13 protein-coding genes are annotated in these 18,111 nt (G+C 71.8%); 9 read left to right on the top strand and 4 right to left on the bottom strand.

Annotated elements, in window-relative coordinates:
• Positions 1-80 precede the first annotated feature (80 nt).
• Positions 81-842 (bottom strand): PP2C family protein-serine/threonine phosphatase, encoded by a 762-nt coding sequence (locus ACWDD9_RS22555; RefSeq protein ID WP_416874944.1) that lies wholly within the window; start codon positions 840-842, stop codon positions 81-83.
• A 160-nt stretch (positions 843-1,002) separates the two neighbouring features.
• Between ACWDD9_RS22555 and ACWDD9_RS22550 the strand changes: the two genes are divergently transcribed.
• The 6 genes from ACWDD9_RS22550 (at position 1,003) to ACWDD9_RS22525 (ending at position 8,295) form a co-directional block, all read left to right on the top strand.
• Positions 1,003-2,118 (top strand): LLM class flavin-dependent oxidoreductase, encoded by a 1,116-nt coding sequence (locus tag ACWDD9_RS22550; protein WP_117491565.1) that lies wholly within the window; start codon positions 1,003-1,005, stop codon positions 2,116-2,118.
• Positions 2,115-2,738 (top strand): FMN reductase, encoded by a 624-nt coding sequence (locus ACWDD9_RS22545; RefSeq protein WP_074002300.1) that lies wholly within the window; start codon positions 2,115-2,117, stop codon positions 2,736-2,738. The genes ACWDD9_RS22550 and ACWDD9_RS22545 overlap by 4 nt, the downstream gene beginning before the upstream one ends.
• 240 nt (positions 2,739-2,978) lie before the next feature.
• Complete coding sequence (gene aspT, locus ACWDD9_RS22540) at positions 2,979-4,652, top strand: aspartate-alanine antiporter (RefSeq protein WP_449812495.1); 1,674 nt, start codon at positions 2,979-2,981, stop codon at positions 4,650-4,652.
• 132 nt (positions 4,653-4,784) lie between these two features.
• The gene (locus ACWDD9_RS22535; protein ID WP_387966351.1) at positions 4,785-6,440 is read left to right on the top strand and encodes a bifunctional aspartate transaminase/aspartate 4-decarboxylase; all 1,656 of its coding nucleotides are present in this window, start codon (positions 4,785-4,787) and stop codon (positions 6,438-6,440) included.
• Positions 6,441-6,472: 32 nt separating this feature from the next.
• Positions 6,473-7,483: a Dyp-type peroxidase gene (locus tag ACWDD9_RS22530; RefSeq protein WP_387966350.1), complete on the top strand. Its 1,011-nt coding sequence runs from the start codon at positions 6,473-6,475 to the stop codon at positions 7,481-7,483.
• Between the two features lie 14 nt (positions 7,484-7,497).
• Positions 7,498-8,295, top strand: a complete 798-nt coding sequence (locus tag ACWDD9_RS22525) for a family 1 encapsulin nanocompartment shell protein (protein ID WP_449812494.1) — start codon at positions 7,498-7,500, stop codon at positions 8,293-8,295.
• 206 nt (positions 8,296-8,501) lie between these two features.
• Here ACWDD9_RS22525 and ACWDD9_RS22520 read toward each other — a convergent pair whose 3' ends face one another.
• The gene (locus ACWDD9_RS22520) at positions 8,502-11,561 is read right to left on the bottom strand and encodes an AfsR/SARP family transcriptional regulator (RefSeq protein ID WP_449812493.1); all 3,060 of its coding nucleotides are present in this window, start codon (positions 11,559-11,561) and stop codon (positions 8,502-8,504) included.
• A 213-nt stretch (positions 11,562-11,774) separates the two neighbouring features.
• On the opposite strand from ACWDD9_RS22520, the gene ACWDD9_RS22515 reads away from it, so the two are divergent.
• Positions 11,775-13,949: an ATP-binding protein gene (locus ACWDD9_RS22515; protein WP_449812492.1), complete on the top strand. Its 2,175-nt coding sequence runs from the start codon at positions 11,775-11,777 to the stop codon at positions 13,947-13,949.
• Here the strand turns inward: ACWDD9_RS22515 and ACWDD9_RS22510 are convergent.
• Together ACWDD9_RS22510 and ACWDD9_RS22505 are read right to left on the bottom strand one after the other, a co-directional pair.
• On the bottom strand, positions 13,915-14,553 hold the full coding sequence (locus ACWDD9_RS22510) for a hypothetical protein (RefSeq protein ID WP_449812491.1): 639 nt from the start codon (positions 14,551-14,553) through the stop codon (positions 13,915-13,917). The two genes, ACWDD9_RS22515 and ACWDD9_RS22510, sit on opposite strands and share 35 nt — an antisense overlap.
• The gene (locus tag ACWDD9_RS22505; protein WP_241852862.1) at positions 14,550-15,818 is read right to left on the bottom strand and encodes a hypothetical protein; all 1,269 of its coding nucleotides are present in this window, start codon (positions 15,816-15,818) and stop codon (positions 14,550-14,552) included. The genes ACWDD9_RS22510 and ACWDD9_RS22505 overlap by 4 nt, the downstream gene beginning before the upstream one ends.
• Before the next feature lie 369 nt (positions 15,819-16,187).
• On the opposite strand from ACWDD9_RS22505, the gene ACWDD9_RS22500 reads away from it, so the two are divergent.
• Together ACWDD9_RS22500 and ACWDD9_RS22495 are read left to right on the top strand one after the other, a co-directional pair.
• Complete coding sequence (locus ACWDD9_RS22500; protein ID WP_449812490.1) at positions 16,188-16,973, top strand: electron transfer flavoprotein subunit beta/FixA family protein; 786 nt, start codon at positions 16,188-16,190, stop codon at positions 16,971-16,973.
• 46 nt (positions 16,974-17,019) lie between these two features.
• Complete coding sequence (locus ACWDD9_RS22495) at positions 17,020-17,982, top strand: electron transfer flavoprotein subunit alpha/FixB family protein (protein WP_117487223.1); 963 nt, start codon at positions 17,020-17,022, stop codon at positions 17,980-17,982.
• The last annotated feature ends 129 nt before the right edge of the window (positions 17,983-18,111 follow it).

Genomic DNA, 18,111 nt, shown 5'->3' with positions numbered 1-18,111 from the left:
GAACGGACAGGTGACCGCCCCGGGCGGAGCGCTACGGCGCCCCGCCCGGGGCGGGTCCGCTTTTCCGGACGGCGCGCGGCCTACGCGCCGACCCGCACCAGTGCCAGGGTGATGTTGTCCGGCCCGCCGGCCTCGATCGCCGCCTTCCACAGCTCGAACGCCGCCCTGCCGTCCGAGCGGTCCGCCCCCTCGAACGACCGCTCCAGCAGCCCGGCCAGCTCCTCCTCGGGCACCGGGTCGGTCAGGCCGTCGCTGCACACCAGGTACCGGTCCCCGGTGGTCAGCGGTACGGCCCGGACGTGCGGCTCGACGAAGGTGAGCCCGAGCGAGCCGCCCAGGGTCTGGGTGACCACCGAGGTGGTGCGCCGTCCGGGCGGCAGCGGCGGGCTGTCGTCCACGCTCACCCGGCGCAGCCCGTCCCCGGTGATCCGGTAGACCCGGCTGTCGCCGACGTTGAAGGCCAGCGCCCACTCGGGCAGCAGCACCAGCCCGGCGACGGTGGTGCCCATCGCGGCGAGCTCCGGCTCCTCGGCGGCGGCCGCGTAGACGGCCCGGTTGCAGGCCAGGAGCTCCTCGCGGACGGCCTCCTCGCCGTCCAGCGCGCCCCCGTCGGCGGCGAGCCGGCGGGCGACCAGGGCACTGGCCACCTCGCCGCCGGGGTGGCCGCCCAGGCCGTCGGCGACCGCGATCACGCAGGGCGGGCCGAGCGGGAAGAGCAGGGTCTGCGGGTTGGTGGTCACGGTGGCGCAGAGTGTCCACGGCCCGACCGTGAGGCTGTCCTCGTTGTGCTCCCGCACCAGGCCCTCGTGGCTCAGCGCGCTCACCGCGATGTACGGACCCATCGTCCGCCGCCCTTCCGGAGCCTTCCCTGGCCGCCCGCGCCTTCCATTGTCGTCGCTGGGGAGGGGGGACGACGAGGGGGAGCGGGGGAGGGGGAATAACGGGACCCACCCGGATGCTAAGGTGGTTGAAAGTTGGACTACCTGGGATGTGGTGATCAGCATGCAGTTCGGAATCTTCTCCGTCGGCGACGTGACGACCGACCCGACCACCGGCCGCACCCCGACCGAGCACGAGCGGATCAAGGCGATGGTCGCCATCGCCCGCAAGGCCGAGGAGGTCGGCCTGGACGTCTTCGCGACCGGCGAGCACCACAACCCGCCGTTCGTCCCGTCCTCGCCGACGACCATGCTCGGCTACATCGCCGCGCAGACCGACCGCATCATCCTCTCCACGTCGACCACGCTGATCACCACCAACGACCCGGTGAAGATCGCCGAGGACTTCGCGATGCTCCAGCACCTGGCCGAGGGCCGGGTGGACGTCATGATGGGCCGCGGCAACACCGGCCCGGTCTACCCGTGGTTCGGCCAGGACATCCGCCAGGGCATCCCGCTCGCGATCGAGAACTACGCGCTCCTGCACCAGCTGTGGCGCGAGGAGGTCGTCGACTGGCAGGGCCGCTTCCGCACCCCGCTCCAGGGCTTCACCTCCACCCCGCGCCCGCTGGACGACGTCCCGCCGTTCGTCTGGCACGGCTCGATCCGCAGCCCCGAGATCGCCGAGCAGGCCGCCTACTACGGTGACGGCTTCTTCGCGAACAACATCTTCTGGCCCAAGGAGCACTTCAAGAAGCTGATCAACCTCTACCGCGAGCGCTTCGCCCACTACGGCCACGGCACGCCCGAGCAGGCGGTCGTCGGCCTCGGCGGACAGGCGTTCATGCGGAAGAACTCCCAGGACGCGGTGCGCGAGTTCCGTCCGTACTTCGACAACGCGCCGGTGTACGGGCACGGGCCCTCGCTGGAGGAGTTCACCGAGCAGACCCCGCTGACCGTGGGCAGCCCGCAGGAGGTCATCGAGAAGACCCTGACCTTCCGCGAGTCCTTCGGCGACTACCAGCGCCAGCTGTTCCTGATGGACCACGCCGGCCTGCCGCTGAAGACGGTGCTGGAGCAGCTGGACCTGCTCGGCGAGGAGGTCGTGCCGGTGCTGCGCGAGGAGTTCGCCAAGGGCCGCCCGGCCGGGGTGCCGGACGGGCCGACTCACGCCGCGCTGGTCGCGGCCAAGGACGAGAAGGACGAGAAGGACGAGAACACCGTGGAGGTGGCCAAGTGACCGCGTTCAAGCTGGTGGTGGTGAGTGCCGGGCTGAGCAAGCCGTCCTCGACCCGGCTGCTGGCCGACCGGCTCGCCGACTCGACGGTGCGCCGACTCGCCCTGGAGGGGCGGGAGGCGGAGGTCACCGTGGTCGAACTGCGGGACCTGGCGGTGGAGATCGCCAACAACCTCGTCACCGGCTTCCCCGGCGCCGGGCTGCGCGCGGCGATCGAGGCGGTCACGGAGGCGGACGCCCTGATCGCGGTGACGCCGATCTTCACGGCCTCGTACAGCGGCCTGTTCAAGTCCTTCTTCGACGTGGTCGACAACGACGCGCTCACCGGCAAGCCGGTGCTGATCGCCGCCACCGGCGGCACGCCCCGGCACTCGCTCGCCCTGGAGCACGCCGTCCGCCCGCTGTTCAGCTACCTGCGCGCGGTGGTGCTGCCGACGGCCGTCTACGCGGCCACCGACGACTGGGGCGCGGCGGGGGACGGGCTCACCGACGGCCTGCCGCGCCGGATCGACCGGGCGGCCGGCGAGCTGGCGGCCCTGCTGGCCGGGCGGGCCCCGGCGGCGCCGGCGCTGCCCGACCAGGTGGTGCCGTTCGCCGAGCAGCTGGCGGCCCTGCGGGTCTGAGCCGGCCTCGGCCCCCCGGTCGAACGGCCCCGTCGGGACTGTCTCCGACGGGGCCGTCCGGCGCGTCCGCTCGGCGGGCCCGTCCGGTGAGCCCGTCCGGCGGGGTCGTCCGCCGATGCCGTTCGGATGCGCGTCGGCCGTGCCGGATTGTCCGCTTTGCGGTGTAATCATTCCCATGATCAGATTAGTGCTGGTCCGTCCCCCGTTCGGCGTCCCCGCACCGCGGCGGGGGCGGCTGCCGTGAGCCTGCTGCGGGAGAACCCCGTCCTCGCGCTGTTCGTCTGCCTGGCGCTCGGCTACCTGCTCGGCAAACTGCGCGTCGGGCCGATCCAACTCGGCGGAATCTGCGGCACGTTGATCGTCGCCATGCTGATCGGCAGCCGGCACGTCAGCGTCAACGCCGACGTCAAGAACGTCGCCTTCGCCCTGTTCATCTTCTCGCTCGGCTACATCGCGGGCCCCCAGTTCTTCGCCAACCTCAACGCCAAGGGCCTGCGCTTCGCGGTGCTCTGCGTCATGGAGGCGGTGCTGGTCGTCGGGATGGCCTACGGCATCGGCAAGGCCTTCGACCTGGACGTCGGCACCGCGGCCGGCATCCTGGCCGGGGCGGCCACCGAGTCGGCCGTGGTCGGCACCGCCCAGGAGGCGATCGCCAACCTCTCCGGCATCAGCGCCGACCAGTCCGCCCAGCTGCAGAACCACGTGGCCGCCGCCTACTCGGTCTGCTACCTCTTCGGCCTGGTCTCCATCGTGCTGCTGACCAGCCAGATCTTCCCGCTGGTCATGCGGATCAAGCTGCCCGACGCCTCCCGGGAACTGTGGGAGGGGCTGCGCGGCGGCAAGGGCGCGCCGGCCGCCGACGAGCAGCCCGCACTGCCCCCGCTGGTCGGCCGTACCTACCTGGTCTCCCAGGGCGAGGGCTCGGCCATCGCCCGGGTCGAGGAGGTCCAGCCCGGCCTGGTCACCGTCGAGGGCGTCCGGCGGGACGGCCGCACCCTCCACCCCGACCAGGACTTCCGGCTGCGCCGCGGCGACCTCGTGCTGCTGGTCGGCCGCCGCGAGGCGGTCATCGACACCGGCCACGAACTGGGCCCGGAGACCTCCGGCGTACCCGGCCTGGACAGCCCGCTGGTGGTCCGCGACATCGTCCTCACCAACCGGGACTTCGTCGGCCGGACGGCGGGGGAGCTGGCCGAGGAGCAGCCGTCCACGACCTCCGGGATCTACCTGACCGACATCCAGCGGGTCGACCAGCACCTGCCCGCGATCGCCGACACCGAGCTGCACCGCGGCGACACCGTGACCGTCACCGGCGCCCGTTCGGCCGTCGACCGGTTCGCCGCCAAGGCCGGCGTCGGCATCCGCAAGGACGCCATCGACTACATCTACATCAGCCTCGGCATCTGCGTCGGCGTGCTGATCGGCCTGGTCACCGTGCACGCCGGGAACGCCGCGCTCTCGCTCGGCACCGGCGGCGGCTGCCTGGTCTCTGGTCTGGTCTTCGGCTGGCTCCGGGCCCAGCGGCCCACCTTCGGGGCCTATCCGCCGGTCGCCGCGCAGACCGCCAAGGACCTCGGGCTCTCCGTCTTCATCGCGGTCACCGGCCTGGCCGCGGGCCCGGACGCGGCGGCGCTGCTCAAGGACCACCCGGTGCTGCTGCCGCTGTCCGGCATCCTCATGGTCACCGTCCCGGCCGTGCTCTCGCTGTTCGTCGGCCGCAAGCTGCTGAGGATCGAGCCGCCGATCCTGGTCGGCGCCATCGCCGGCCAGCAGTGCAGCACCCCGGCGATCACCGCCGTCACCAACGTCGCGCAGAGCAGCATCCCGATGCTGGGCTACACGATCACCTACACCATCTCCAACTTCCTGCTCCCGCTCACCGGACCGATCCTGGTCGGCATGCTGGGGAGCTGACATGACGGACCGTCACATCATCGCGTCGAGCACCGGCGCCGCCGCCGTGCGGCGAGGAGGGCCGTCCGGGGCGCCGCCGCCGTCGCCCTGCCGGGCCGAACGCCCGCCCTCCCGAGGAGAGTCGAGAACGCCATGACGAAGCCCACGACCGGCCGCGAGGAGATCCGCCGACTGGCCCGGCTCAGCCCCTTCGAGCTCAAGGCCGAGTTCGTCCGGCTCGCCGAGGCCTACCAGCGCGACGAGCCCGGGCAGAAGGGCAAGTCCACCGCCCACATGCTCAACGCCGGTCGCGGCAACCCGAACTGGGTCTGCACCGGCCCCCGCGAGGCCTGCCTCGCGCTCGGCCACTTCGCGCTGGCGGAGAGCCGCCGGGTCTGGACCGCCGACGACCTCGGCGGCATGCCGGAGCGGTCCGGCATCGCCGGCCGCTTCGACGCCTTCGTCCGCGGCCACCCCGGGCTTCCCGGCATCGAGCTGCTCCGGCGCAGCGTCGAACTCGCCGTCGACCGCTTCGGGTTCGAGCGCGAGGCCTTCCTCCACGAGCTCGCCGACGCGAGCATCGGCGACAACTACCCCGTCCCCGACCGGATGCTGGTGCACGCCGAGCGGATCGTCCGCGGCTACCTCCAGGAGGAGCTGATGGACCGGCGGCCCCCGTCGCCGCAGCAGCCCGAGCTGTTCGCCACCGAGGGCGGCACCGCCGCGATGTGCTACGTCTTCGACTCGCTGACGAAGAACGGCCTGCTGCACAAGGGCGACCGGATCGCCCTGATGGTGCCGGTGTTCACCCCGTACATCGAGATCCCCGAACTGGACACCTACGGCTTCGAGGTGGTCCGGATCCAGGCCGACAAGCTGGTCGAGACCGGGGTGCGGGAGTGGCGCTACCCGGCGGACGAGGTCGCCAAGCTGGCCGATCCCGGGATCAGGCTGGTCTGCCTGGTCAACCCGAGCAACCCGCCCTCCCTGGCGCTGTCCCGGCAGGTCACCGACCAGATCAAGCAGATCGTGGCCACCACCAACCCCGACCTGATGATCGTCACCGACGACGTGTACGGCACCTTCGTGGACGGCTTCCGCACCCTGGCCGCCGAACTGCCCCGCAACACCCTGCTCGTCTACTCGTACTCCAAGCACTACGGCGCCACCGGCCACCGCCTCGGGGTGATCGGCCTGGACCGGGACAACGTGATCGACGACCTGATCGCCGCCCTCCCCGCGGAGTGGAAGGAGCGCCTCGCGCGCCGGTACGGCACGCTGAGCCTGGAACCCGGGAAGCTCCGCTTCATCGACCGGCTGGTCGCCGACTCCCGGCAGGTCGCGCTCAACCACACCGCCGGGCTCAGCCTGCCGCAGCAAGCCCAGATGGTGCTCTTCTCGCTGTTCGCGCTGCTGCCCGAGGGCAAGGCGTACAAGGCGCGGGTGCAGGGCATCGTCCGCCGGCGGCTCGGCCTGCTGATGGAGGGCTCCGGAATGAAGATCGCGGACGACCCCGGGCGGGCCGGCTACTACGTCGAGCTCGACCTGCTGGCCGAGGCCGAACGGGTCGCGGGCAAGGACTTCGCGACCTTCCTGGAGAAGAACTACGAGCCCACCGAACCGCTGTTCCGGCTCGCCGAGCAGACCGGCGTGGTGCTGCTCAACGGCGGCGGCTTCGACGGGCCCGAATGGTCCGTCCGGGTCTCGCTGGCGAACCTCGACGACCTCGACTACCTGAAGATCGGGCACCACCTCAAGCAGATCTTCGCGGACTACCGCGCCGAGTGGGACGCCTCCCGGGCGTCCTGAGAAAAGCCACGACGACGAGGAGAACCACCACCATGCAGGCCGAATCGCAAGCCGTCCTCTCCCCGCTGACCAGCGCGGCCGTCTTCCTGGTCCTCACCGTCGAACCCGGCCGGGAGGCCGCCGTCCGCGACCTGCTGCCCGAACTCGCCGGACTGCGCCGCGCGGTCGGCTTCCGGGCCCCCGACGGCGGCCTCACCTGCGTCACCGGCATCGGCTCCGAGCTCTGGGACCGCCTCTTCACCGGCCCCCGCCCGGCCTCCCTGCACCCCTTCCAGGAGGTCGCCGGCCCCCGCCACCGTGCCCCGGCCACCCCCGGCGACCTGCTGCTGCACCTGCGGGCCGAGCGGATGGACCTCTGCTTCGAACTGGCCGCGCAGCTCACCGGCCGGCTCGCCGGGGCCGCCACCGTCGTCGACTCCGTCCAGGGCTTCAAGTACTTCGAGGACCGCGACCTGCTCGGCTTCGTCGACGGCACCGAGAATCCGGAGGGCCGGGCCGCCGAACGCGCGGCCCTGGTCGGCGCCGAGGACCCGGGGTTCACCGGCGGCAGCTACGTCCTCGTCCAGCGGTACGTGCACGCCATGGACAAGTGGAACGCGCTGAGCGTCGAGCAGCAGGAGGGGGCGGTCGGCCGCACCAAACTCGACGACATCGAACTGTCCGACGACGCCAAACCCGCCGACTCGCACGTGGCACTCACCGTCATCACCGGCCCGGACGGCGAGGAGCGGAAGATCGTCCGCTTCAACATGCCGTACGGCACCTTCGGCTCCGCGGACCGCGGCGGCGAGTCCGGCACCTACTTCATCGGCTACGCGGCCGACCCCGGGGTGACCGAGCAGATGCTGCGCAACATGGTCGTCGGCAACCCGCCCGGCACCACCGACCGGCTGCTCGACTTCTCCACCGCCGTCACCGGCGGGCTGTTCTTCGTCCCGACCGCCGACTTCCTCGACTCCCCGCCCCCGGCGCCCTCGGCGGCCCCCGCCTCCCGCCCCGGGGACGGCTCGCTCGGCATCGGCAGCCTCAAGCAGACTCCCTGAACAGGACCCCGCCCATGGACAACCTCCACCGCGACCTCGCCCCGATCTCCGCCGCCGCCTGGGAGGAGATCGAGGAGGAGGCCCGCCAGACCTTCAAGCTCCACATCGCCGGCCGCCGCGTCGTCGACCTCAACGGCCCCGAGGGCGCGACCCTCGCCGCCGTCGGCACCGGCCACCTGACCGCCATCGACCCCCCGACGGACGGCATCCAGGCCCGCGCCCGCACCGCCCAGCCGGTGGTCGAGCTGCGCGTCCCCTTCACCGTCCGCCGCGACGCCGTGGACGACGTCGAACGCGGCTCCCGGGACTCCGACTGGCAACCCGTGAAGGACGCGGGCCGCAAGCTCGCCCTGGCCGAGGACCGCGCCGTCTTCGAGGGCTACCGCGCGGCCTCCATCGACGGCATCCGCGCCGCCTCCACCAACCCGCCGGTCCAACTCCCCGAGGACGTCCGCGAATACCCGGAGGCCGTCAGCCGCGCCCTCACCGCCCTCCGCCTGGCCGGCGTCGGCGGCCCCTACTCACTCCTGCTCGGCGCCGCCGCCTTCACCGCCGTCAACGAGACCAGCGATAACGGCTACCCGGTCCACAACCACCTCACCCGCCTCCTCGACGGCGAGATCATCTGGGCCCCGGCCATCGAAGGCGCCTACCTGCTCTCCACCCGAGGCGGCGACTTCGAACTCCACCTCGGCCAGGACGCCTCTGTGGGCTACCTCTCCCACGATGCCGAAACGATTCAGCTCTACCTTCAGGAGACGCTGACGTTCCGCGTGTACACGGGAGAGGCGGCCGTCGTCCTACGTGCCTAGCACCAGAGCGGGCTCGACGTGAAGATCCCGATGGCGATGTGGGCTATGTAGACAAACGTGCTCATGGCGCTCTTGCTTCCTGTCCCGGTTCGGTCGGCAGGGGCCGCTTGTGGCGTAGAGCGTCGCATAGCCAGGCGGGAAGATCCAAATCGTTATCCGAGTATCGAACTCCACTTCGATGAATGGTGATCATATGAAGATTACGATCAAACGTCGTCGATCGCCGATTGGATCCGTGCAACCTCGTCCGCGATACCGACCTTCTCGGCCAAAGTGAGGGCCGATGTCAGATGGGCGAGCGCGGCAGACCGGTTTCCGGCTGCCGCCTCGCACGTGCCCAAGCCGCGCATGGCGGCCGCTTGCTCGCGGGCGGTGCCGATGGAACGTGCCAGCTCCAGGGCGAGCAAGTGCTGTTCCAGGGCCTCCTCGCGCCGACCGGCGGCGAGCAGGGCCCGCCCGAGCCCGTTGCGGCCGTCGGCCTCGTGGCGGACGGTTCCGAATTCACGGAAAGTCGTCAGAGCCGACCGGTAGAGCGCGAGGGCGGGTTCGAGTTCACCCGGGATTTCCAGCGTTTCCGCAAGATTGGCGCGGGCCACGGACAGGTCCAGCGGGGGGATTGCCTCGCCTGCGCCGTCCAGAATCCGCTCGAATACCTTCCGTGCTGTCGAATTTCGTCCGGCACTGAGGTGGAGCTCGCCGAAGTTGTTCAGGATCCGGAATTCGAGAACCAGGTCATTGAATTTACGAGCCAGTGGTAACGCGCTGGTGTAGACGGCGTGCGCTGATTCCGAGTCGCCCACCGACCGGTGCAGGATGCCGATGTTGACGAGGCAGCGGGCGACGTTCCACTGGTCGTCCTGTTCCTCTCGAATGGCCAGCACTTCTTGTTGTACCGTCAGCGCCTCATGGAGTCGGGTCTGCTCCCAGTGCAGCCGGCTGAGCAGGTTGAGACCGTTCGCCGCCGCGTCGAGTTCGCCCTGCGATCGGGCGAGCGCGAGCCCGTCCTCCAGGGTCTCGATCGCCGGTTCGTAGCGGGAGGCGTAGGCGAGCGTCGCGCCCAGATCGATCAGCGCCCGTGACTCCTGCCGGTGGTTCGCCTGCGACCGCCAGTACGCCGCGGCCGCCCGGTGCATGTCCTGGGCCTCACCCCAGTAGGCTTCGGCGTTCAGATGGCCGGCCAGGACGTGGGCGAGCCAGGCACCGCTCTCCGCGAGCCCGATGCGGTGTGCGTGCGAGGTCAGCGCTACCAGGCTGGTGTGCTCCGCCTCCAGCCAAGTCCTGGCACATTCATGCGAGTTCATGTCCATATCACCCAAAAGCTCTTCCAGGTCGTCGAGTTGTCCGACCCCTGGAAGTGATGCTCTCGATCTGTGTGGATAGAGCAGGCGGTCGGCGCGGTCGGCGACGCACAGGGTGAAGCGGAGCAGTCTCCGGGCCGCCGATTCCCACTGATTCCGATCGACCCCCAGGGCAACTGCGAACTCCCTTAGAAGATCGTGTAGTTGATAGCGCTCTGGCGCGATCTCCTGGATCAGGTGGCAGTTCAACAATGCCTCCAGAACCTCATCAGTCTCATCGATACTCCGCCCGAGCAGGGCCGCTGCCGCATGGACGCCGAAATCCGGTCCGGGGTAGAGGCCGAGCAGCCGGAATGCCGACCGCTGGCTGGCGGAAAGGTACTGGTAGGAGACCTCGAAGACCCGGGCGATGCTGGAGGTGCCGCTGCGGATCTCGGCGAGCCTGCCGTTCTTCCGGGAGAGGCGCCGGGCGAAGTGGGCGAGGGTCCAGGACGGGCGGCCCTTGAAGCGGCTGGCGGCGATCTCGATGGCGAGGGGCAGGTGGCCACATCGCTCGACGATCTCGATGATGCTCTGCGGGTCCGTCGAGCGCTCGGGGCCGACCACGTTGGTGAACAGGGCCACGGCGTCGTCCACTGTCAGCACGTCCAGGAACACCGGCCGAGCGTCCGGGAGCTCCGTCAGCCGCTGGCGGCTGGTGACGAGTACCAGGGCGGACGGGGCGGGCGGCAGCAGCGGGCGGACCTGAGCGGCGTTCGAGGCGTCGTCGAGGATGACGACGGCGCGGCGCGAGGACAGCGCCTCGGCGCACAGTGCGAAGACCTCGTCGGCGTCGAGCGGGATGGTGCTGGCGGGCACTCCCAGGCGTCTGAGCAGTAGGGCGCCTGCGGCCTCCGGGGTGAGCGGCGGCTGGTTGCCGACGTGGGCGCGCAGGTTGAGGTAGACGTAGCCGTCCGGGAAGTGCTCGCGCATCAGGTCGGCGGCGTGCAGGGCGAGGGTGGTCTTGCCGACCCCGGGCATGCCGAGGATCGCCGAGACGGTGACGACGCCGCCGCGGGCGAGCCGGGTGTCGGGTCCGGGCAGGACGCGGCGGAGGTCGTCCTCCCGGCCGATCAGCCGGTGCCGCCCGGGGATGTCGGCGGGCGGTACGGCCTGGGGGGCGGGGGTCAGTACGGTCTCGTTCCGTACCGGCGGCCCGGGGAGCGGGTCGCCGTGCAGGATGAGCTGGTGGAGGCGGGTGAGCGGTTCGCCGGGCTCGGTGGCGAAGTGGGCTCGGAGCAGTCGGGCGACGGCGGGGTAGACGGCCAGCGCGTCGGTCTGTCGGCCGACGGCGTAGAGCGCGGTCATCAGGTGGCCGGCGAGGCGTTCGTCGGTGGGGCGGTGCTCGCGCAGGGCGGTGAGTTCGGGGATCAGTTCGGCGAAGTGGCCGATGCGCAGGTCGATCTCGATCCGGCGCAGCGTGGTGGTGAAGTGCTGGTCGGCCATGGCGGCGCGGGTGTTCTGGGCCCAGGTGCCGGGCAGGCCGGCCAGGGGTTCGCCGCACCACAGGTTGGTGGCGCGGCTGAGCACGGTTCTGGCCTGGTGGTCCTGTCCGTTCTCGGCGAGTAGTCCGGCTTGGTCGGAGAGGTCCAGATATCGGTGCCAGTCAATCAGTAGTGGGTCCGCCCGCAGAATGTACGTGTGCGATTGGGTGTCGATCGTGGGCACGTCCCCGGTGGCATTCGCCCCCGAGGCCTGCGCCGCCCGCCGCAGAAGTGCGCGCAGGTGGGAGACGTGGCTGTAGAGGCTGGTCAGCGCGCTGGGCGGAGGTTCCTCGCCCCACAGTCGGTATGCGAGCGAGTCGTGGGAGAGCGGCCTTCCGACCTCCAGGGCCAGGGCGGCCAGCAGTTGCCGTCGCTTGTCGGACGGAATCGCCAATGGCTCTCCGTTCACCGACAGTTCAACTGAACCGAGGAGATGAACCTTCATCGTGACGTCCCCCGCCGGTTGGCTACCAGCTTGCTGTGTCGCGGGTGAGCATCGCATGCGTCCGGGGCAACCGGCTATACCACTGTGGGGTTCCGGGGCCGTACTTTTGGGAATAATCTCGACTTGACGATACGTCATGTGATAGCGCCGCACCGATAATTCGTCCGAGGCTGGGGGGCCAGTGACAGGATCGACCGTGCTCGGCGGGTGCCCGTGAACGACGTCAACCTGCCGTACGGAGTGGTACGGAACTCGCTGGCCGGTGCCGCGACGGTCTCCGGCCCGGTGGTGCAGGCCGGCGCGATCCACGGCGGGTTGCACCTGCACGGGTCGTCGGCGTTGCCGACACCGCGGCAACTCCCGCCCTGCCCTCGCAGGTTGGTGGGGCGGGAAGCCGATCTGGAGGCGCTGGACGATTCCTTGGCCGCCGAGGCGGCGTCGGCCGACGTCACCGTGGTGGTCACCGGTCCGGCCGGGGTCGGGAAGACGGCGCTGGCCGCGCAGTGGCTTCGCGGCCTGGCCGGCCGGTTCCCGGACGGCCAGCTCTACGCGGACCTGCGCGGTTACGCACCCGGAGGCCCCGCCGACCCCGCCGAGGCCCTGGGCGGCTTCCTGCGGGCCTTCGGGGTCTCCCCGGTGCCCGGGAGCATGGCGGAGGGTGCCGCGCTCTGGCGCTCGCTGGCGGCGGGGCGCCGGATCGCGGTGCTGTTGGACAACGCCTCGACGGCCGCCCAGGTGCGGCCGCTGCTGCCCGGTTCGGACCACACGGTGGTCGTGGTGACCAGCCGCCGCCGGCTCGCCGGGCTCGGCATCGACGGCGCGGTGTTCCGGTCCTTGGGCCCGCTCGCCACGGAGGCCTCCGCCGAGATCCTTGCCGAGCGGGTCGGCCGGAGCCGGGTGGTGGACGAGAGCGATGCCGCCGCCGAGGTGGTGGACGCCTGTGGCGGGCTGCCGTTGGCGATCTGCCTGGCGGCCGCGCGGATCGCGGCCCGCCCGGTGCAGTCGCTCGCCGCGACGGCCGAGATCCTGGGGCGCGGCGCCGACCGCCTCGGGGCGTTGCACGCGGACGGCGAGGCGGTGCGGGACCTGCTGGACGCCTCCTACGACGTGCTGCGGCCGGATGCGGCCCGGTTGTACGGGCTGCTCGGACTGCTGCCGTTCGCCGAGTTCACCGTGGAGGCGGCCGCCGTGGTGGCGGACGTGGACCGGGTGGCGGCGGACCGGCTAGTGGACGAACTGATGGACGTCCACCTGCTGGAGGAGGTGCTGCCCGGCCGGTTCCGCTTCCACGACCTGGTCCGGCTGCACGCCCAAGGGCACGGCGCCGGACTTCGCGACGCCCAGGTCGGCCGCGCCGCCACCGACAGGATCGTCGACTGGTACCTCGCCTCGACGACCGCCGCCGAGGCGGTCGTCTCCCCGAGCCACCGCACGCTGCCGCGCGAGTACCGGACCCTGCCGGTGCACCCGGCCCGGGAGTTCGCCGACGACACGCAGGCGCTCGGCTGGCTCGACGAGGAGCGCGACCGCCTCGCCGACCTGCTGCGCTGGGCGCCCGCCTGCGGCCGGAACGCCGCCACCTGGCAACTCGCCGACGCCATGTGGCCGTTGTTCCTCCGGTTGCGTCCGGCCCGGCTCTGGGTCGAGGCCCACCGGATCGGCCTGCGTGCGGCCCGGGCGGACGGCGACCGCCGTGGCGAGCTGCGCATGCTCACCTCCGGCGGGAACGGTCTGCGGAACGCCGGCGAGGCGGCCGAGGCGGCTCGTTGGTTCAATGAAGCACTCGACCTCGCAGGGGAGTTGGCGCTGCCGCTGGCACAGGCCGACGCGCTGTACGGGCTCAGCCAGACTCACCGGATGACCGGTCGTCTGGACGAGGCCGCCGACTGTCTGCGCGAGGTGGTCCGGATCCGGGAGGCCCAGGACTACCTGCGGGGCTCGGCACTGGCCCGGCTGGCGCACGGGGAGGTGCTGTTGCTCGCGGACCGGGCGGCGGAGGCCGTCACCTCCATCGAGCGGGCGCACCGCGAGTTGGCCTCGATCGGGGACGACTACGAGGCGGCCCGGGCGATCGCCTTCCTCGGGGTGGCCCATACGACGCTGGGCGGGTACGACCGTGCCGACCGCTGCCTCCAGGAGGCGCTGGCCGGCTTCCGGGCCCGGCTGTCGGGGCATTGGGAGGCCCGGACGCTGGAGTTCGCCGGAGAGCTGGAGGAGCGGCGCGGCCGCCCCGCCGCCGCGCGCGCCCGGTTCGAGGAGTCGCTGGCCCGCTACCGGGAACTCGCCGCGACGGCGGAGGCGGCCAGACTGGCCGACCGCCTCGCCGCCTACGACACGGAATCCGGCCCCCCGGCTACACCCGACCGCCCGGCCGGTCCACGGCCCTGAAACAGGACCGCGGGAACACGGGGGAATGCCACCCGAGCACGTCGACCCGGGCCAGTTCGGCCAGCCGGCGGCCGAGCGTGAGCCAGGCGTGGGCCATCGAGCCGACGGCCAGCGGCGGGACCGCTTCGTCGGCCGCCCGGGCCGGCTGCAGGACCAGCGGCGCCCCGTCCCGGGCCAGGAGCAGCAGTGCTCCGGCGCGGTGCTCGGCGGTGGCCAGCGCACAGCCCGGGTAGGTGGCCAGGACCGCCCTGAGCCGGGCGAGGACGCCGTCCGTCGTCAGCCGTCCGGCGTGCAGCACGTCCGCCTGGTGGTGCCAGCGTGCCGCCGAAGTCCGGGTGAGGTCGAGCGCGAGGTGCTCGTCCACGTATCCGGGACCGGCCGACGCGGGCCCGGCTCCGGCGGGCAGTTCCGCCGCCAGCAGCCCGTGCACGGTGCCGACGGCCGAACTCACCTGCGCCTCGAACAGCACCGCGGTCCGTCGGGCGTCCATCGGCCCGGCCGCCGGAGCGGCCCCGGTCTCCGCCCGAGCGGGCCGTTCCGCCCCGGTGGGCCCGGCCGCCCCCGCGACCGACGCCAGCCGCACCCTGTGCACCGTCGCGCTCATCCGTCCCGCCGCGACCCGGCCGCCGCGATCGCGTCCAGCGGGTCGGGCAGGTGCAGCGGCTCCGGGCCCGGGACGTGGGCGGGCTGGCCCAGCCTGAGGACGCGGTACAGCAACCGACGGGCGTTGCGGTCGAAGCGGCCGGGCTCGGAACTGATCCGGGCGGCGATGGCGGCGTACTCCTCCGGGCGGTACTGCTCGGCGGCGTAGCCGAGCTGGTCGACGAGGGGGTGTCCGGGGGCGAGTGCCGGAGCGGTGGCGGCCAGCTGGGCGGCCGGCGACCGCGGGTTGACGTGGCGGTGGGGGTACTCGGCGAGCAGGACGGGAGCGCCGGTCATCGCTCCGTACAGGGTGACCGAGCCGTGGTCCCCGATGATGAAGTCGGCGGCGACGAGCAGCGGCCGCCAGTCCGTCTCGGGCGGGATGACCGTGACGGCCCCGCGTGCGGTGGCCCTCGCCCAGGAGTGCACGGCGTAGGAGCCGTGCGCGGCGGCGATGTTGGGGTGCGTCAGCAGGACGGTCCGGTAGCCGTGCTGGGGCAACTCGGAGGTCAGCCGGGGCAGCACGGCGTCGAGCCGGGTGAAGAGCGAGCCGTTGCCCCACGTGGAGGAGACCAGCACCAGCTTCTCCTCCGGCCGTAGCCCCAGCGCCGCCCGGTAGCGCTCCCGGTGCGGCACCGCGGCGGCGATCCGGTCGTAGCAGGGGTCGCCCACCACTTCGGCGATCGGGACGGCCTCCGGGCAGGTGCGCCGGAGTTCGAGCAGTTCCTCCTCGTGGGCGAGCGCGAAGGAGGCGGGGACGAGTCGCCCCTCCCAGCACAGGTAGTCCGGGCCGAGGCCGATGGCCGCCCGCTCGCCGTCCGGCGTGCTGCGCCGGGACAGTTTGATGTTGCCGGCGCCGTGAGGCAGCCGGACGACCGGGCCGTGCAACTGCTCCATCCCCTGGGAGCCGGCGGCCAGGATCAGGTCGAACTCCTGCCGGACGGCCTGCTCCCACGGCAGGACCGTGCCGCCCAGTGCCCGGAGGACCTCCGTGGCGCCCCTGTTGAACACGTGCGGTGCCACCGTGAACTGCACGTGGACCCGCAGGTCCGAGGCGAGCAGCGAGTAGAAGTCGTGGAGCCGTTTCGCGTACACCATGGTCTGGGCGACCACCAGCACCTCCTTGCGGTCCTGCAGCGTCTCCCACGGCCCGTTGTTGCTCCAGGCCGTGCTGCCGCGTTTCCCGCGGGGTGGCGTGGTGTCCTGTTCCCCGTGTACCAAGGTCATCCTTCTCCCCCTCCTTGATCCCAGGTCTGGCCCTCGACGGGCCCCGTGGCCGATGGTCCCCGGACGCCCTGGCGGAATCCATGAGGGGATCTGGCGGGTGCTTGCGGAAACCTTGTGTCCGCTTTCCGCGCCCGTTCGTCCGGCCCCGGGAGCGGGAAGGGTACTGAGTTCCTTTACGAGGGGTACTGAGTGCCGTATTCTCTCCGTGGAGCCTCTGACGCCAGTCGACGGGAGTCGACACGGTCTGCCGGTCCAGGTGGCGCTTGCGGTGCGCGGGTCGTGCCCGGGCCGGACTTGGCACTCAGTACCCTCGGCATGCCTGAGGCCATGGATCAGTGCACCCGTGCACCCGTGACAGGAGAACCGCTCATGAGCTTGAGGATCGTCGTCTGTGTGAAGCACGTGCCGGACGCGACGGGTGACCGTCGTTTCGCGGACGACCACACCACCGACCGGGAGGGTGTGGACGGCCTCCTGTCGGAGCTGGACGAGTACGGCGTGGAGCAGGCGCTGCGGATCGCGGAGGCGAACGAGGGCGCCGAGGTGACGGTGCTGACGGTGGGGCCGGACGACGCGAAGGACGCGCTGCGCAAGGCGCTGTCGATGGGTGCGGACAAGGCCGTGCACGTGAACGACGACGACATCCACGGCACGGACGTGGTCGGGACGTCGGCGGTGCTGGCGAAGGCGCTGGAGAAGGCCGGGTTCGACCTGGTGATCGGTGGCATGGCGTCGACGGACGGTTCGATGGGTGTGCTGCCGGCGCTGCTGGCGGAGCGGCTGGGTGTGCCGCAGGTGACGCTGCTGTCGGAGGTGTCGGTCGAGGGCGGCGTGGTGAAGGGCCGTCGGGACGGTGACGCGGCGACGGAGCTGGTCGAGGCGGCGCTGCCGGCGGTGGTCTCGGTGACGGACCAGTCGGGTGAGGCCCGGTACCCGTCGTTCAAGGGGATCATGGCGGCGAAGAAGAAGCCGGTGCAGTCGTGGGACCTGGACGACCTGGGCATCGAGGCGGACGAGGTCGGTCTGGCGGGTTCGTGGACGGCGGTGGAGTCGGTGGCGGCGCGTCCGGCGCGGACCGCGGGCACGGTCGTCAAGGACGAGGGCGAGGGCGGCAAGTCGCTCGCGGGCTTCCTCGCCGACCAGAAGTTCATCTGAGCCGCCCCCACCCCCCGACCCAGCGAATACACGGAGACATTGAGCAATGGCTGAGATTCTCGTCCTGGTGGACCACGCCGACGGCGCGGTGCGCAAGCCGGCCCTGGAGCTGCTGACCCTGGCCCGCCGTATCGGTGAGCCGTCCGCCGTCGTCCTGGGCGCCGGTGCGGCCGCGGCCGGCATCGCGGCGAAGGCCGGCGAGTACGGTGCGGTGAAGGTGTACGTCGCCGACGGCGCGGAGTTCGCCGACCAGCTGGTCGTCCCGAAGGTGGACGCGCTGGCGCAGATCGCCAAGGCGAACGACGTGGCCGCGGTGCTGGTGACGTCCTCCGGCGAGGGCAAGGAGGTGGCCGCGCGCGTCGCGCTGCGGATCGGCTCCGGCATCATCACCGACGCCGTCGACCTGCGCGCCGGCGACGAGGGCCCGATCGCCACCCAGTCGGTGTTCGCGGCCTCGTACACCGTCGACTCCCGGGTGAGCAACGGCGCGCCGGTCATCACCGTGAAGCCGAACGCCGTCGCCCCGGAGGCCGCTCCGGCCGCCGGTGCGGTGGAGGACGTCGCCGTCGCGTTCACCGGCAACGCCGCCAAGGTCGTCTCGCGCACCCCGCGGGTGTCCTCCGGCCGTCCCGAGCTGACCGAGGCCGCGATCGTGGTCTCCGGTGGCCGTGGTGTCGGTGCCGCCGAGGGCTTCGGCGTGGTCGAGGAGCTCGCGGACGCGCTGGGCGCGGCCGTCGGCGCCTCGCGTGCCGCGGTGGACGCCGGCTGGTACCCGCACAGCAGCCAGGTCGGCCAGACCGGCAAGCAGGTCTCCCCGCAGCTGTACGTGGCCAACGGCATCTCGGGTGCCATCCAGCACCGGGCCGGCATGCAGACCTCGAAGACCATCGTGGCCGTCAACAAGGACCCCGAGGCCCCGATCTTCGAGCTCGCCGACTACGGCGTGGTCGGCGACCTCTTCGAGGTGCTGCCGCAGCTCACCGCCGAGGTGAAGGCCCGTAAGGCCTGATCCCGGTCCGCCTGACAGTGAGGGCGTGGCACCGAGTACCACTCGGTGCGGGCGCCGGACAGGAACGGCGCGACCACCGCGCAGCGGGCGACCTGCTCGGCCGGCGCGTGCGAGGCCGCCAGCAGCGCC

The organism is Kitasatospora sp. NPDC001119, from assembly GCF_053598475.1.
The sequence above is the reverse complement of the archived record's forward strand: the minus strand, read 5'-3'. Positions and strand labels throughout refer to the sequence as shown.